General features: G+C 34.4%; 17 protein-coding genes and 2 pseudogenes. 3 read left to right on the top strand and 16 right to left on the bottom strand.

Annotation, left to right across the window (positions count from 1 at the left end):
* The 3 genes and pseudogenes from DMB71_RS00460 to DMB71_RS00470 all read right to left on the bottom strand — a co-directional run.
* A pseudogene (locus DMB71_RS00460) lies at nucleotides 1–210 on the bottom strand (hypothetical protein); the annotation flags it as partial.
* A gap of 19 nt (nucleotides 211–229) precedes the next feature.
* Complete coding sequence (locus DMB71_RS00465) at nucleotides 230–577, bottom strand: hypothetical protein (RefSeq protein ID WP_111362743.1); 348 nt, start codon at nucleotides 575–577, stop codon at nucleotides 230–232.
* An 11-nt stretch (nucleotides 578–588) separates the two neighbouring features.
* The gene (locus DMB71_RS00470; RefSeq protein ID WP_239452883.1) at nucleotides 589–1,446 is read right to left on the bottom strand and encodes a hypothetical protein; all 858 of its coding nucleotides are present in this window, start codon (nucleotides 1,444–1,446) and stop codon (nucleotides 589–591) included.
* Nucleotides 1,447–1,619: 173 nt separating this feature from the next.
* Between DMB71_RS00470 and DMB71_RS22280 the strand changes: the two are divergent.
* Nucleotides 1,620–1,703 (top strand): annotated as a pseudogene (locus tag DMB71_RS22280) (transcriptional regulator); the annotation flags it as partial.
* Nucleotides 1,704–1,749: 46 nt separating this feature from the next.
* On the top strand, nucleotides 1,750–2,127 hold the full coding sequence (locus DMB71_RS00480) for a hypothetical protein (RefSeq protein WP_111362746.1): 378 nt from the start codon (nucleotides 1,750–1,752) through the stop codon (nucleotides 2,125–2,127).
* Nucleotides 2,128–2,377: 250 nt separating this feature from the next.
* On the opposite strand, the gene DMB71_RS00485 is transcribed toward DMB71_RS00480, so the two are convergent.
* The 3 genes from DMB71_RS00485 to DMB71_RS00495 all read right to left on the bottom strand — a co-directional run bounded on the left by DMB71_RS00485 (nucleotide 2,378) and on the right by DMB71_RS00495 (nucleotide 4,543).
* Nucleotides 2,378–2,902, bottom strand: a complete 525-nt coding sequence (locus DMB71_RS00485) for an STM3941 family protein (protein ID WP_162614738.1) — start codon at nucleotides 2,900–2,902, stop codon at nucleotides 2,378–2,380.
* A gap of 206 nt (nucleotides 2,903–3,108) precedes the next feature.
* Nucleotides 3,109–3,642 carry an STM3941 family protein gene (locus tag DMB71_RS00490; RefSeq protein ID WP_162614739.1) on the bottom strand — a complete coding sequence of 178 codons (534 nt, stop codon included), beginning with the start codon at nucleotides 3,640–3,642 and terminating at the stop codon, nucleotides 3,109–3,111.
* Between the two features lie 7 nt (nucleotides 3,643–3,649).
* Complete coding sequence (locus tag DMB71_RS00495; RefSeq protein ID WP_111362751.1) at nucleotides 3,650–4,543, bottom strand: RHS repeat-associated core domain-containing protein; 894 nt, start codon at nucleotides 4,541–4,543, stop codon at nucleotides 3,650–3,652.
* Between the two features lie 150 nt (nucleotides 4,544–4,693).
* Here DMB71_RS00495 and DMB71_RS00500 point away from each other — a divergent pair, with 150 nt between their 5' ends.
* On the top strand, nucleotides 4,694–5,047 hold the full coding sequence (locus tag DMB71_RS00500) for a hypothetical protein (protein ID WP_111362752.1): 354 nt from the start codon (nucleotides 4,694–4,696) through the stop codon (nucleotides 5,045–5,047).
* A gap of 7 nt (nucleotides 5,048–5,054) precedes the next feature.
* Here DMB71_RS00500 and DMB71_RS00505 read toward each other — a convergent pair whose 3' ends face one another.
* From DMB71_RS00505 to DMB71_RS00545, 10 genes are all read right to left on the bottom strand, one after another.
* Nucleotides 5,055–5,858: a hypothetical protein gene (locus DMB71_RS00505; RefSeq protein WP_111362754.1), complete on the bottom strand. Its 804-nt coding sequence runs from the start codon at nucleotides 5,856–5,858 to the stop codon at nucleotides 5,055–5,057.
* Between the two features lie 267 nt (nucleotides 5,859–6,125).
* Nucleotides 6,126–6,995, bottom strand: a complete 870-nt coding sequence (locus DMB71_RS00510) for a tyrosine-type recombinase/integrase (protein WP_394336369.1) — start codon at nucleotides 6,993–6,995, stop codon at nucleotides 6,126–6,128.
* Between the two features lie 11 nt (nucleotides 6,996–7,006).
* Complete coding sequence (locus DMB71_RS00515; protein WP_111362757.1) at nucleotides 7,007–7,924, bottom strand: tyrosine-type recombinase/integrase; 918 nt, start codon at nucleotides 7,922–7,924, stop codon at nucleotides 7,007–7,009.
* Nucleotides 7,925–8,034: 110 nt separating this feature from the next.
* On the bottom strand, nucleotides 8,035–9,714 hold the full coding sequence (locus tag DMB71_RS00520) for a P-loop NTPase family protein (protein WP_111362759.1): 1,680 nt from the start codon (nucleotides 9,712–9,714) through the stop codon (nucleotides 8,035–8,037).
* Between the two features lie 4 nt (nucleotides 9,715–9,718).
* Nucleotides 9,719–10,282 (bottom strand): hypothetical protein, encoded by a 564-nt coding sequence (locus DMB71_RS00525; protein WP_111362760.1) that lies wholly within the window; start codon nucleotides 10,280–10,282, stop codon nucleotides 9,719–9,721.
* A 422-nt stretch (nucleotides 10,283–10,704) separates the two neighbouring features.
* The gene (locus DMB71_RS00530; RefSeq protein WP_111362765.1) at nucleotides 10,705–11,280 is read right to left on the bottom strand and encodes a tyrosine-type recombinase/integrase; all 576 of its coding nucleotides are present in this window, start codon (nucleotides 11,278–11,280) and stop codon (nucleotides 10,705–10,707) included.
* 226 nt (nucleotides 11,281–11,506) lie between these two features.
* Complete coding sequence (locus tag DMB71_RS21905; protein ID WP_162614740.1) at nucleotides 11,507–11,653, bottom strand: hypothetical protein; 147 nt, start codon at nucleotides 11,651–11,653, stop codon at nucleotides 11,507–11,509.
* Nucleotides 11,643–12,287, bottom strand: a complete 645-nt coding sequence (locus tag DMB71_RS00535; RefSeq protein WP_111362762.1) for a hypothetical protein — start codon at nucleotides 12,285–12,287, stop codon at nucleotides 11,643–11,645. The genes DMB71_RS21905 and DMB71_RS00535 overlap by 11 nt, the downstream gene beginning before the upstream one ends.
* 471 nt (nucleotides 12,288–12,758) lie before the next feature.
* Nucleotides 12,759–13,205: a DUF4304 domain-containing protein gene (locus tag DMB71_RS00540; RefSeq protein WP_111362763.1), complete on the bottom strand. Its 447-nt coding sequence runs from the start codon at nucleotides 13,203–13,205 to the stop codon at nucleotides 12,759–12,761.
* 11 nt (nucleotides 13,206–13,216) lie between these two features.
* A partial coding sequence (locus tag DMB71_RS00545) for an RHS repeat-associated core domain-containing protein (protein ID WP_317048389.1) occupies nucleotides 13,217–14,192 on the bottom strand: 976 nt, incomplete at its 5' end.

Raw genomic sequence — 14,192 nt, forward strand, 5'->3', positions numbered from 1 at the left:
AATGTCCCTGTTATCCAGTTCATCCGAATAAACAATATTCAGGCACATTCTAATCAGATTCACTCCAAGACAAGTCATATCTGCGTAACCATAAAATCTTATCTCTCGTATTGATTCCCCGTCTTTGTCCTGAGCAGGATTGAGCAGTTTAAAATGATAAGATGCAAAATCCTTAAATTCTTCCAGTGTTTTTATTTTGTCAGTCTCCATAATTTTCAAATATTAAATCTTAATCTTGACATTCTGTTTCTTCTTTATTTTCTGAAAACAGATCCGTAATCTCATTTAAAAATTCAAGTTCGTCAACTGGAAATAATTGCAGTGCAATCCCCAGTATAAGCCCAACATCAATGTATTGGTTTTGAATCGTAGGCGGAACTTCTGCGCTGTCCTGATCTAAAGCAATAATGCACAGCTTCATTAGGTTTCTAACAACAGAACCGAGTTCGCAATAGCCATAAACCCTGATTTCTGCATTATACATCCCTCTTTTATCCTCTGCTTTTTTCAGGGTATTAAGCAGTTTTCCGCTTAACCTCCTGATGTCTTCCAGTTTTTTGATCTCATCGGTTTCCATAACTTTGGCTTTTATGCTGATAAAGCTTCTTCAAAATGAATTCCCTCAAGCCTCTCCAATTCTTTCTGAATCACAGCTTCTGCCTCTTTCATAAAATCACGGCATCTGTCTTCCATCAGCCCATAGTACAGATAATCAAAACTGTTCCTTCTGCTGAATCGAAGCGTGTTCGGGTTCTTTTTCAGAAGCTTGAACATATTTTTTTCATCCCTGCTGTTTCGGGGAAAGTATTCAGAAGTCAAGCTCGTGAAGTATTCGCAAAGCTCAAATAAGTAGCCCAGAGAAAAGTGATTAGGCGTATATCCCAGAAATACTCTTATAAGTGAAAGGCAGGTCTGTTCCACTATCTGATGGAGTGAACACATTCTGACTTCATATGAAAAATACTGGTCGTTATTATAGATAAGATCCCAGATCGATTCCGTAACATTTCTTCTGTCTCCTGCGTATGCTGAAGTGCTTTTCACATATCTCTTTTCTGGATTCTTAGCCCATATTATAGGCGACCTGTATGCATCTATATGAATCCTCTGTGCATTCTTAAAAATATTCCAGAAGAAATACTGCTGGTCTCCATATAGTTTTATAATATTTCTCACTCTGTGGAGCAGAATTGTGACGGTTATCAGGCCTCTTGACCTGCTCTTTATTTTATCGGTAAGGTCATTGCCGATATTATCCTCAAACTCTTCGGCTATGACCAGCAGATAAAGATGGACATGCTTTTCTTTCTGTACGGGCTTTTGGAAAGGCTCATTAAAAGTATAACTGCTTTTCTTCTCTGCAAAACAGTAAATGCCTATCGGATCGATGTTCTGTGAAATAACTCGATAAATTAAATCGGATGCGGTGTTTTGAATTGCTTTCATAATTTTACTCATTTTAGTTAATACTTGTCTGAAAAATTGTATTTTTGCTAAACACGCTGGCAAGTAAGCAATTACCCGTATGGTACGCTATCAAAATGTCCCGTACCGTACATAAGAAAATATGTATCATACATAAATCTGGCTTTTTTATCCTTAATTATTATCTTTGGACTATGAGTACATTAACAAAACCAAATCACATGGGGCGCAAGATCAGCCGTATCCGTGAACTGAAAGACAAAGAAGCAATATTGCAAAAGCCATGTTAAAAATGCTTTAAGACAGGCTTTATTTGATGAAAGAATGACTTCTGTTGAGAGATTATCCGAAAGGCTCAAAGATGAAGCCATTCATACTATTTTAAGAAAAAGCAGTGAGGGGAAGCTTTATGGAATTACTTTTATCGATTTTAAAACACAGTCGGTTATCAATGGAAGCAGTCTTGGAAAAAAATTCAGTGCAAAAGGAATTCAGGAAAGTTGCGCAATGAATATTCTTACACTTGAAAGAAAGCATCAAAACTCAATTCCAACAGCTTTAGAGAACTTTCAAGATGCTGAATTAAGAGTGTATGTAAAAGAAAATCTGGCAGATATACTGTTTCGTGGAGAAAAAATAAATGACTATGTTTCTAAACAATTTAAACAAAGAAAGAAAAGGAGACTTTATAAGGGAATTTAGAATAGTTAAGAGTGCAAAAATGGAGTCAACTTTACCTCCAATTTTCATTAGTCCATCCATATTTTTTTCATGACCTAATTTGAAACACTATGGTAAAGTAAAAGTATTTAAAGGCTTATTAGAAGATAAAAAATGAAAGAGACGACCAGCTGGTCGTCTCTTTTTCTATTTAATAATTACAAATTTATATTCTCTTTCAGGTAGTTAAATTACTAATATAAAAAAAACACCTAATCTGATACACTACCGATTACCTGTTTTGATTGTAACTTTCCAAAATCATTTGCTCTAAGTCTTCAAAAGAACATTGTAAGCCTACTGATGTTATTGTAATTGGTGTACCATAGGTTTTTAAGTTTTGTTTTAACAGTAATTTCTTCATTTGATTTGCCTTTTGTATATAATCTTCTGGATTACTTACTTTAATCAACAAAAACTGCGTTGACATAACTCTACTCAAACTAATTTCAGTAATGTCTGACCATTTTATCAAACCTATTGAACTAGAATTACTATTATCTGTTATTCCCTTTTCATTTATAATTAATCCTGGCGTATTATCAAACAATTTAAAGAACAATAAAACTGAACCCAAACCAAATACTATTAATCCTAAAATCCCTGCTATAAATACAATATTTTCACTCCGTGTAATGAAATTAACAAAATCTGAGGGTTCTAAAATAAACCAAAAACTAAAAAAAGTAAAAACCACTCCTGCAAATAGAAGAAGTATTAATTTTTTCTTATCTAACGCTATTATTATTTCTTTCATTTTTTTATTTATATGCTTCTTCAACTGTTTAAGTTCCTATTTCAGAAACACTCCATCAATAAAAGCCACTCGGTTTATTGAAGTGGCTTTTTTAGTATTGACTTGTTTTGCTTGCTCTCTTTTGTAGGTACAAAATATAATTCTGCACTATCTAACGTGGACGTATCCGATACGTCGAGTTTTTTTAATGATTATATAGTGCTGTACTAATTTTTAATTTGTTTACTCTGATTATAGCTTTCTAAGATTAATCGCTCTAATTCGTCGAAAGAGCAATCTAAATCCCCAGAAGTAATTATATAAGGTGTACCCATAGATTTTTCATTCATTTTAAAAAAAAGTGAACTAATACCTTTTTCATTGTTTGGAGTTTCTTTTAAAAATATTGCTATGTAATTGTTATAATTATATTTAATTGTTTCTATCTTACTGATTTCTTCCCATTTGATAAGTTTTTTGGAATATAAGAAAAAACCATTAAATATACCTTGCTGGTCAATTCTTAAGAAAATATCTTTTCGAAAAATACTTTTTATGAGTAAAAATATTATCAAAGCACAAGTTATTATACCAACTATAGAAAATATAATTACCGCATTTTTTGTTGGAAGTAAAAAATAGGTATGTTCGGAAGGATAGCGTAAAAAAATTACCAGTCCAAATAAGACAAAAATCATCAATAGTATTATTCCAATTCTTTTGAAGTAATTTTTATTTTTCTCTATTATTATTGTTTTCATTTGTATATTATTCATAAGCTTTCTCTACTAAATTTCCTGCTGTTTCACTCGCATAATATCCTGCAACTCCTCCAACAATGGCTCCTGCAACTGTTCCAACAATTGGTATTGGAATTAGACTTCCAACTGCTGCTCCTGTCGCAGCTCCTGCAGCCCAACCAACAGCAATACCAGCCCCAACTTTTGCGGTTGCTACCGCCGTATTCTCACCGTTTGTATATCCAGTGTTTTGGTAGTTTTGGTAATCGCCAGCTACTCCTTGTCCAACTTCTATAGTTCCAAGAATAACGGTAGTAGCGATGGAGCCTCTTTTTATTAATTTACTTACATTAAACGTCTTTATATTTGCTGCACTTCCTCCAATCCAATTAGATTTATAATATTTAAAACTAAAGTTTCGTGGGTTATAACTACCATTGTTAGTCAACCTAAATGAACCACCTTTATTATTAGTTAATGCTAAAATATCAGCGGCGTCTCCAATTCTGTCATTAATGGAGTTTGCATCATCTACTGTACTACTTTTTTTAGATTTTCCTTGTACAACAACTTCATTAAGTTCAGTAGCTTTACTAGCAGTTTGTGTTTGAGGGTCATAAACATATATATTATTTGGGTCATCAATTAGCGGTTTAAATGCAGGTGTATTTGGACACGTTGGACATATAGCTAGACCTTGATTATCATTTTCAAACAGACCAGATGGGTCAGCCCAATAAACAGGGTTGTTAAAACCAAACCTGTAAGGATTATGCATAGGAGCTAACTCACTTAATGGGTCAATTACATTAAACCTACCAATAGCTGGGTCATATTGTCGCCAGTCCATCGCTGTAACATTCAGCCCCAGTTCGTCTTGCAATTCCTTGCCATTGTACTTATACTTATAAGGATTTACAATTTTTTCCTTATAATATAACTGTACATATTATCCATAAGATTTAAGAACGTATATGGAACGAAAATAAACGGATTCAAATTGAAATCCTAATTGAAAACAATAAATAAATTTTATATATTTACATTTTAAAATAAACAAAAACTATTTAAAATGATAAATGATTTTAATCCACAAATAGAAATTAAACAATTTCTACTTAGCCGTAAGGATGAGGTAATATCAAAAAGACCATCTATTCAATATCTAGAAGCTTATGCAGACAAACTTTTAGATATTATAAATAGATGGAAAGCACAAAGTAATGAAGCAATTTTGCCATTAATATTAATTGTGAGAGAAATTTCTATATTCAAATCAGACCTTACAGGAGAGCTTGAACACGACTATGAAAAAGAAAATAAAAGATATAGGCAAAAATGGCTCACACAAAAAGAGAAAATTGATTCAATAAAAAGAAAATTAATAACTGCTTATGAAAACAGGACGAACGAAATGCTTAAATAAATTAAGATTATGCATCAGATTCGGAAGAATCATTACTTAAAACAGCATCGAAATAAAAATCTTGCCCACAAGCACATTCTTCAATTAAATTCGGTTCATAAAAATTGATGAACATTTTTACGGATAGTATAGTTTTCTTAAATTCAAAATTTAATAAATCTCTATAAACTCCTTTGTATGCTGTATTTGTTTCTTCAACAGGTTTTAAATGAACTATGTCATTTCTCAGCTTAATTAAACTGTCAATGCATTTATTGTACTTCTTATGTTTTCCTAATCTAAAATCAATACTTTTAATTTTTGGTATCGTATTATAAAGTTTATATGAAACCGTTGGGTATATGGTGTTTCCTGTTTTATCTATAAATAGATAATTGTCAGGAATTATTCTATTTGCAAAACTTTCAAGTGATGCTTGGAGATTGATTATGCAGTTAATAGCCAAATGAAAAAAACTACCAGAGTGATTTAAATTTAATATTCTTCCTACTTTTCCAGCCTCAGATGATTCACTAAGCAATATTTTTTTATATTCCTCTAGCATCCCATAAGACATAACTGCATTAGAATAAAAAACTGTAATTGGATTGACTTCTGGAAGAATTAGTTTTTTGTTCTGATAAACATAATCATAACCAAAAATTACTTTTTCTTCTAGCATTATCATAATATCATTTTCGGATAATTTCTTTGAGTTTAAATACTCTTTAGCTTTCTTTTTACTTTCTTCGGGAATTATAGAATTATCTAATTCAGAAGGATGAAAGTCAATCTTAATTTCTCTAGTTGGTTTTAACCGAATATGTGCCATTACAAATTATTTTTTAAATGCATTTTTTAACATCTTTTCAATACCAAGTTTTGTTTGTTCGGCAACAATTTTTTCTACCTTTTTAGTTAATTTTTCATTAAACTCCTCGCAACAAGAATCTATTTGAAACCCTTTAGCTGTTTTTTTTAATTCAGGATGCGCATTATGTTCAGTGCATAATTCTCTTTCTATTTTCGTTTAATTGCAGTATAATCTAGTAAATCTTTCATGGGTATTTTTTTTGTTAATTTAAGAAAAAAAATGAAATCATGATATAGGAAAAAATCTATTAATCATCTCCCTCTGATGGAAGCTGTCTGCTTTGATATACTTTTCTGTTGTTCCAGGCCACTTATGTCCAGCAAGCTCCTGTACATGCTCCAATGGCAGTTTCTTCTCATTTAGCCAGTTGCAGATAACGCTCATTCTGATAGTTCTTGGGTTGAGGTTCTTATCTGGAAATAAAGGCTTTAATGGCTCAATCATTGCATGAATGCTATTAACGGTGATAGGCTTTCCCAGCTTGCCGATAATCAGCTTATCGGTTGAGGCTCTGAGCATTTTGGGTCTGACTTCGCTTATATATTTGGAAAACAGCAGTATCTGTTTGGCTAGCAATGATAATTTTCTTCTGTTCAGATTACTGGATGCTTTGATATAGATTGTTCCTTCCTCCAAGTCAATGTCCTGAACATTCAGCTTTATGATTTCATCGCTGGTCAAACCTTGATAAATCAGCAGGTTTAAAAGAACGCTGTTTCTGGTGTCCAAATTCTCGTAACGGTTCTCACGTGCCAGAAGAAGCTCCAGCTCTTCTGAACTGAACAAATCCTGAACCTGAACAGCCTGATTGCTATTGACTTTGATATTGAGCTTTCTGCATGGATGGTCTGTTCTGTAACCGCTCATAATCAGATAATCGTAGTATTTCTTTATAGCCGATAAAATAACAACCCGATATTTGCCATTGGATTGTTCTTTGCTGATTTCTTCCATATACTGCACTACATTTCTGTATTTGTACCATTTCGCTTTTGGATTTCGCTTTAAAAAGTGGCTAATGGCAAACATATAACTGTCTACAGTCTGTCTGCTGTAACTTTGGAGCAGGAAATTTTCAATTTTTGGTTTAGTCATAAGCATGTTGATTAAAAGGCTGTTACTGGTTTTCGTTTTTTGTTCCGAACTGCATAGATATAGGTTGTATTGATTCCTGAATGACCTAAAAATCCACGTATGAAATCTATTCCTGCATTCTTTTCCATCAAGTGATTGGCGATGCTGTGTCTGAGACAGTGAAGCGTTATTTCTTTCTGTATGAGCTGATAATCATTGGTCTGCTCAATCATTTTCTTTAGGGTGCTGTTGAGATATTCGCCATTCATCCGCTTTCCGCTATCATGTATAAAAAACGCATCTTGTACTTTGTTTTGGCTGGCTAATTTCTCATAACGTTCTTCGGTTATATACTTTCTGAGATATCCAACAACTATATCACTCAGCGGGACTTCACGTCTTTTGCTTCCTTTTCCGTCTCTGACAATAAGCATTCCTTTGGAGAGCATGACATCCCGTACATTCAAAGCTGTGATTTCAGACCTTCGAAGCCCGCAGCCGTAAGCCACTGATAATAAAGCCCGCTGTAAATCGCTCTGGCAATGCTGGTATATAGTTCTGATTTCTTCAACGCTAAGCGCATTTCTGGCTTTTCCGCTTTCTCCCGAATAGCTTGGAATGTAATATGCATTTTCAATGTGCCTGTTCTCCAGAAGATTTGACACAAACAGTCCTAAAGCAAAAAGATGGAACTTTATTGTCTTTCCTGCCAGCGTTCCTTTTCCCCGCAGTTTGGGTCTTTTTATCAGATATTCAAAGTAATTCACCGATTCTTTACCTGTTATGCTTTTGATATTGGTAATTCCCGAATCTTCCAGCCAGATAAGGAACTCCGATACGGCTTTCTGGTACATTGAGCCTTTTCCCTGTTTGTAATTCTTTACTCTTACATAGCTGTCAAACTCATTTAAAAGGTTCTGGAATGCTGGTGTCTGTATTGTTTTTTTCATCTTTTCTCTGGTTTTTGAATCACTAAATGCAAATGTTCCTTAGGTGCACTTTGCAAAATTGCGAACACTAGCGTTATATTGTCTGTATTTACTGGGCTTCACGTGTTCTTTTAACTGTTTTTAAGCTGGTCTAACTGCATTGCCATTTCTGTTTTTATCTTCGCTTTTAGCTTTTCCATATTGTCCCAATAGCTCACAACATACTTGAAACCTTTGTTTGCAGAACCTTCGACAGCTTGTATATATTCCAGTTCGTGCAAAGTCTGCATATATTTGAAAGCCGAAGTTTTGCTGATATTAAGCTCTTGTCTTATCTCACGGGTCGTGAATCGGTATGTTGTTCCGTTTGGCTGGCTCTTGACAAATCCTTTGAGCTTTTCAAAAAACTGTCTTGTGCTTTTATCGAGCTCGTCCACTTTGATAATAATGGAACCAAAGAATATCTCAACGGCTTTTCGAATATCTTCAACGGTCGCTATCAGTCTTCCTTTATCGTCTTTCTTTCGCTGATATTGGTTTAAAATGGCTATCTGGGAAACAAAGTTCTGAAACTGGTCGTTGAGCCTGCGGAGCATTTTAGCTTCCAACGGCAATTCGATTTTATCGGCAAATGGATTCACTACAGCATAGCTTTTTAAAACACGAATACAGTTTCTCAGGAGCTGTTTTGCCTGCTGTTCGTTCTCAATATTGCTGATGCCAGCATTTTTGAGATTCTGCGATTTGATGATACGGAGCGTCTGTTCCAGACTTTCATCAACTCCCAACACTACCGAACGGCTCATGTTATCATAGTAAACCTCTGCTTTGGTCGTGGCGGTAAGACTGGCAAAATGTGCGTGAACCTTTTTCATTTTTCCTCTGGTGTTGCCCAGCATGTCTTTTACTACGGTTGAACTGGTCAGGAACTTGGCTGACTGCATTTCTCTGAATGCAAATTGCGCCTTTTCATCCAGTCCGTCAAAATCTTGGATAATGATAAGCTTGTTCATCAGCTCTTTGTCTCTGTAATGATAAAGCGATTTGCTGGTGATTCTGGTCATGTTCATTACATCTTCCTGTGGCATGCAGTCCGCAATAGCGTTGATAAGGTGTGATTTGCCTTCTCCCGAACTTCCCTGTACGAGTCCATGCATCAGATATGGCATCTTATAGCTGGATGCCAGTACAAACAGCAGAATCCTGTTTTCTTCTTCTCCAACAATCCCGCTTTGCGCAAGGAGTTTGTCCACACTCTCCAGAAGACGGGGTTTAGAGAGGAATTCTATTGCTTTTTCATGCGCTTGGGGAGTGAGTTCCTTTTCTGAGAATTGGTCGGTTACAGGGTTCATTTCAGCATTGAAAAGGTTTTCTCTATACTCTTCCAGCAGGTCTGTAAACTGCTTCAAATCAGCTTCCAGCAGATTGCCGTCAAATCCCTGTTTTTCGTTAAGTTCTCGGCATTGGTTCTCAACGCTGGTGAAATCAAACAAATCGATTTTTACACGGTGTTTCTTCTGGCTGTCCTTCTCTACAATCTGTAATGATACTCTCAGGTTTCCCAAGTCCATCGGCAGGCTGCCAATCGCATAGAATGTTCCTGTTTTTCCTTTGTAGCCGATTTTGTAATCGCTGTGGATTTCAAGTGTCGGGACTGCTTTTTCTTTTTCTGCATTCTGCAAAAGTTCAACTATTCCGCCAGTTCCGTAATTCATCCACATATCATTCATGCTGTGTCCGTCTGGGAGCTGAATCATATTTACTGGCAGTTCTGGTCTGATATTCTGTATCTGTGTTCTTATATCTTGCATGTTGTTAGCGTTTAATGATTATTATTTCTTCCAATTCATGAAGGCTTTTAATAGCTTCCAGATGCTGAGGCAGTAACGTTCCGCTGAGCATTGCAATCACAGCATCTCTGTTCTCCAGTGCTTTGGACTGCAAAAGGCTTGCGCAGTCAATGACCGTCGGAACGATATAGAGCCTTTTTGTGAGCAGATTTGGATAAGACGGATAAATGCCTTCGCTGTTGAGGTATTCTTCTTTAGGGCTCTCCAAATTAAACCGCAAAGCGAAATAGTTTACAATCTCATTTTCTCTGTTCAAAAGCGGGAAAATCAGTCCGTATCTTCCAAAAACGGTATATGGAGTTAGGTCTTCTTTTCTTACTCCCGCATCACTCTTTTTAAGCATTCCTAATGCTTCAAATTCATCTTTGGCATCTTGGCTTTTATTATGATGAAACTGTACTGAATTAAAGCCTATTCTGAGTTCCGCATAATCCAGTCCTATCTTACTCAGATAGTCTTTCGGCTTTGTAGCTTTTACGCTTCGGATGCCAGTTTCAAAGGACTGGAACAGCGATTCTAAGTTTTGCATAAGCTTTATTTTTTAGAGTTAAACACGTAATTTTTGGGCACAAGAATACTGCTTCGGGTATTGCACCGAATTTGTAATCTGAAATATAAATTTGATTTTTGAGCTGATTGTTTAGCTTTACAATCTGCTCTTTTTCCACTCTTTAGCTACTAGAATGGCGAAATTTTCCTTGCAAGAATCTTTTCCTTTTGATTTTGTTTTACAAAGGTAGAGAAATTAAACATAACTCAAAAATGCGTAAAAACTTACAATTATTGAATTATCAACGCCATATAGATTTATATGGACTTAAAAATACAATGTATTGAAAATAAACACATTATAAATTCATATAGACTTATATGGCTTTAATTTTTACTTTCTGAATATTTATTTAAAAAAAATCATTAAAATCAATGAAATTTTTACGAATAATTTTTTGGCTATATGCTCAAATATAGGTTACTTATCTCCTGCTCTCTGATTCCTAGATAGATTTTAGTGGTTGAAACGCTGGTATGATTGAACAGCTGGGACAATAACAATAATGCTTGGTCGCTGTATTTGTTTACTTCCCAGACTCTGCGACCTAGCGTTTTTCTCATAAAATGGCTGGAATACTGACCTTTCACATTGTATTTAATGAATATATCTTTGAGTTTGCTGTTAACATACTGTATGCTGAACGGTTTATCTCCAGACCTATTGGCAAACATCAAATCAGTTTCTTTTGCTTCAAGCTGGATAAACAATCTTTTAAGTATGATTTGCAGTTCTGGATTGATGGTCACTTTTCGGATTTTTTTGGTTTTCTTCTCTGTAATGATAAAATGCTCCTCATTCAAAACCTGATTCCAACGAAGCTGTAGCAGGTCTGAAATCCTCAGACCAATATAAGAACCTGTTGCAATCAGCAATGCAAATTTCAAATCATTGTCTCTCTCCAGCTTCAAAACGATTGTCTGCATCTTGTTCCACTCTAAAAAATCACTTGTTGTCTTTTGTCCTTTTAATGCCATTTTGCTTGATTTTAGTTTCACTTTTTTACCTTAATATATGTATCTGAAAGCGGTCAATTCTTTATACCATGTAAACCATTGATTTCATTGGGTTTATATGATTGCTTTCACTTCTTATCAAAAGTGAAACAAATGTCCAGGTCTATTTTGGATTGTGCAAGAAAAATCCTGGATTTCCTGGGCTCATAGATTTTTGAGCCATTTCTGAGCACAAAAAAACGAGGTCTTAGCCTCGTTCTTTAGATTGCATTAATTTTTGAAACTCTGAGAATTCTGCATTTGTGAAATCTTTCATTTTAAAACTGATTGGCAGTTTTAGCGGTTCTGACAGCAATATCTTTTTCAACTGAGAAAGTTTAAGCTTAACTCTCATCTGTTGAAGTGTTTGCACTATTATTGATAAAATCCCAATCTTCGCCATTTAGACCTTTTTTCGATATGTAGAACAATCCTGCTTTATAGCGGTCATAGATGCTCACATCAACTCTGTCATAGCTAAAATGCTCCTGAACGTCACTTATAATACTCTCATGAAGCTTTTTATCTTCAACATGTAAAACAAAGTGATTGTGAAAACCTTTTCTATTGGTAAACGGTTCTGTTGTAAAAAACATTCGCAAGACAGTTGAATCGTGATATTTTTCATTCAGATAATCATATAATCCGTGCATCTGCTTAAAACAGCTGTTTTTGTTGCGCTCTGTTTTATAAGCTACTGTAAAGAAGAAACTCCAATCCATCTGCCAGAACGTATGCTGTAAACTCTCTTTATCTGTTAAACAGTCAATAAGATTTCGCATTGACTGATTCTCTTGTCTTAGTATTTTGTTCTCATCAAACATGATTTCAGAATCAAAATATCTTGCGTGGTCTACAGGAAACAATCTCTTTCCAGTACTCATTTTAGTTTCTAAGAATAAGTCTTCGTTCTTTTTATAGAATCTATAGATTGTACTTTTACTTGATTTTGTGCTTATTATGAATTTCTTTAAATTCTCATATTTCATTTTATTAATTGATTAATATATCATTATTGTTGAGATACAGGAACTCCATACAAGAGAGTTAGTCAAGCATCTTTACAATAAATACTATCAAACTTTGAAAAGTGTAGCTTTTTGGCACTTTTTTTTGAGAAATATTTTCAGAATTGGAAAAATAAGTGTTCCAAAATGATACTGTGTTTTATCTGAGCCAAGAATTAAGAGATTTTTCGTTTATCACATCGAGCATATAGACTGTAATATGTGTACAGTTTATAGTGCAGGCAGGTAATTTGATGCTTCAAATCTTGGAATTTAGTATTGAAATAGGCGATATAGGAAAGAAGGAGCTAGGAAGCTATGATTTACATTATGTCTAGGACTCAGGAGTAAATACGTGCTAAACTTAAGTTTTAAATATTGATTATTAAGCTATTAAAATCGAAAGCCACTCCGTTATGGAATGGCTTAAATATAAAATAACCTATTAATCAATTATATCGTTAAATTAAAGTGTCTCAATACCACTGGAGGTATAGTATATAGAAATTCTCTTTCTTTTAAAATTTTCAAAACATCATCTTCACTAGATACAAACTGAACTTCTTTTACTATTTTTTCATTGATTATTTTTCCTAAAAGATAGAATCTTTCTTCTGTTTTATAATCATTTTCTAAATTCAATAAGTCTGTAATAAGTTTTTGTTCTTCTTTCTCTTTACCTCCTAAACGATTATCTACATGAGACGTCCAATTATCAAGAGGTAAACTATTCAATATATATCCATAATTAATATAAAAAGCATTACTGTATTGTGACTTTTGGAGATTTATAATTCTATTTACAGCTTCTCCATTTGAAATCCAATTATTTCCTTTTCGCTTAAAATTTAATGGAACAAAAATTCCATCCAAAAATTTTACTAATTCCTTTTTCTCCATTTTTTACTTAATTAATATGTATCTAAAACTGTATTCCAAATTGTTCCAGGATAAGCTTCTTCAAAAGCGGCTTTATAATTCTTCAATTGTTTCTCTCCTGCTTTTATTGCTCTTGGATTGAATGGTTTTAACTCATAGATAGTTTTTGTGCTAAAATCAACAAAATCTGGACGAATACCTTTTATTCCTCTATATTCCTTTATTGCAACTCCTGTAACTTGGTCTGCAACTTTATAAGCCGCATGCATCTCTTGACCAATTTTCATCGTTGATTTAGTATATTTAATACCTTTTGCCGCATCTCCAACATATGGAAGTATAGCAATTGCCGCAATCGCCGCATTGCCTGTTTGACCTCTTAATAGATATCCAACTGCATTAATCCCATCAATTATTCCCGACGGGTCAGCAGTTCCTAATCCAGCCATCCAATCTTGAGTGTCATCTATTTGTTTTGTTCTAAAATCACTTCTCCATCCATCATAAAACTTTCCAAAACTATACGCTTTACTTTGTGCAAGTCCACCAATATTGCCGTCAAGGTGAGAACCACCTCCAGAAGTTTTTCTACCTGTAACCGTAACTGCTCTCAAAGAATCAAACCCAGTAAACTCGCCAGTTTCTTGGTCAGCCATTCCACTTCCATCTTCTCTTGAGAAAGTTCCACCGCCATCATTTACCCACTTAGTAGACTTATCATTATCACTATTTTCTACTAATGAATTTATAAATGCTTGAGAAAGCAATCCAGTAGGGTCTGCCCAGTAATTAGGATTATTATATGAGAAAGCATAAGGCGAAAATGAATAACTAGTTTCTGCTAGTGCATCGATAGAATTAAATCTTCCTAAAGCGTTATCATATTGTCGATAGTCCATCGCCGTCATGTTCAGCTGTAGCTCATCTTGGAATTCCTGACCATTGTACTTATACTTATTCGCTGTCGGCAGATAATCATTATATGCTTTGTGCTTTAATCCAAAAGGA

This window comes from Flavobacterium tistrianum (genome assembly GCF_003254545.1).
GTDB lineage: Bacteria > Bacteroidota > Bacteroidia > Flavobacteriales > Flavobacteriaceae > Flavobacterium > Flavobacterium tistrianum.

Coding starts and splice junctions, on each gene's coding strand:
- DMB71_RS00465 (WP_111362743.1), bottom strand. CDS start 577: ATGGAAACCGATGAGATCAAAAAACTGGAAGACATCAGGAGGTTAAGC.
- DMB71_RS00470 (WP_239452883.1), bottom strand. CDS start 1,446: ATGAAAGCAATTCAAAACACCGCATCCGATTTAATTTATCGAGTTATT.
- DMB71_RS00480 (WP_111362746.1), top strand. CDS start 1,750: ATGACTTCTGTTGAGAGATTATCCGAAAGGCTCAAAGATGAAGCCATT.
- DMB71_RS00485 (WP_162614738.1), bottom strand. CDS start 2,902: ATGAAAGAAATAATAATAGCGTTAGATAAGAAAAAATTAATACTTCTT.
- DMB71_RS00490 (WP_162614739.1), bottom strand. CDS start 3,642: ATGAAAACAATAATAATAGAGAAAAATAAAAATTACTTCAAAAGAATT.
- DMB71_RS00500 (WP_111362752.1), top strand. CDS start 4,694: ATGATAAATGATTTTAATCCACAAATAGAAATTAAACAATTTCTACTT.
- DMB71_RS00505 (WP_111362754.1), bottom strand. CDS start 5,858: ATGGCACATATTCGGTTAAAACCAACTAGAGAAATTAAGATTGACTTT.
- DMB71_RS00510 (WP_394336369.1), bottom strand. CDS start 6,995: ATGACTAAACCAAAAATTGAAAATTTCCTGCTCCAAAGTTACAGCAGA.
- DMB71_RS00515 (WP_111362757.1), bottom strand. CDS start 7,924: ATGAAAAAAACAATACAGACACCAGCATTCCAGAACCTTTTAAATGAG.
- DMB71_RS00520 (WP_111362759.1), bottom strand. CDS start 9,714: ATGCAAGATATAAGAACACAGATACAGAATATCAGACCAGAACTGCCA.
- DMB71_RS00525 (WP_111362760.1), bottom strand. CDS start 10,282: ATGCAAAACTTAGAATCGCTGTTCCAGTCCTTTGAAACTGGCATCCGA.
- DMB71_RS00530 (WP_111362765.1), bottom strand. CDS start 11,280: ATGGCATTAAAAGGACAAAAGACAACAAGTGATTTTTTAGAGTGGAAC.
- DMB71_RS21905 (WP_162614740.1), bottom strand. CDS start 11,653: ATGAGAGTTAAGCTTAAACTTTCTCAGTTGAAAAAGATATTGCTGTCA.
- DMB71_RS00535 (WP_111362762.1), bottom strand. CDS start 12,287: ATGAAATATGAGAATTTAAAGAAATTCATAATAAGCACAAAATCAAGT.
- DMB71_RS00540 (WP_111362763.1), bottom strand. CDS start 13,205: ATGGAGAAAAAGGAATTAGTAAAATTTTTGGATGGAATTTTTGTTCCA.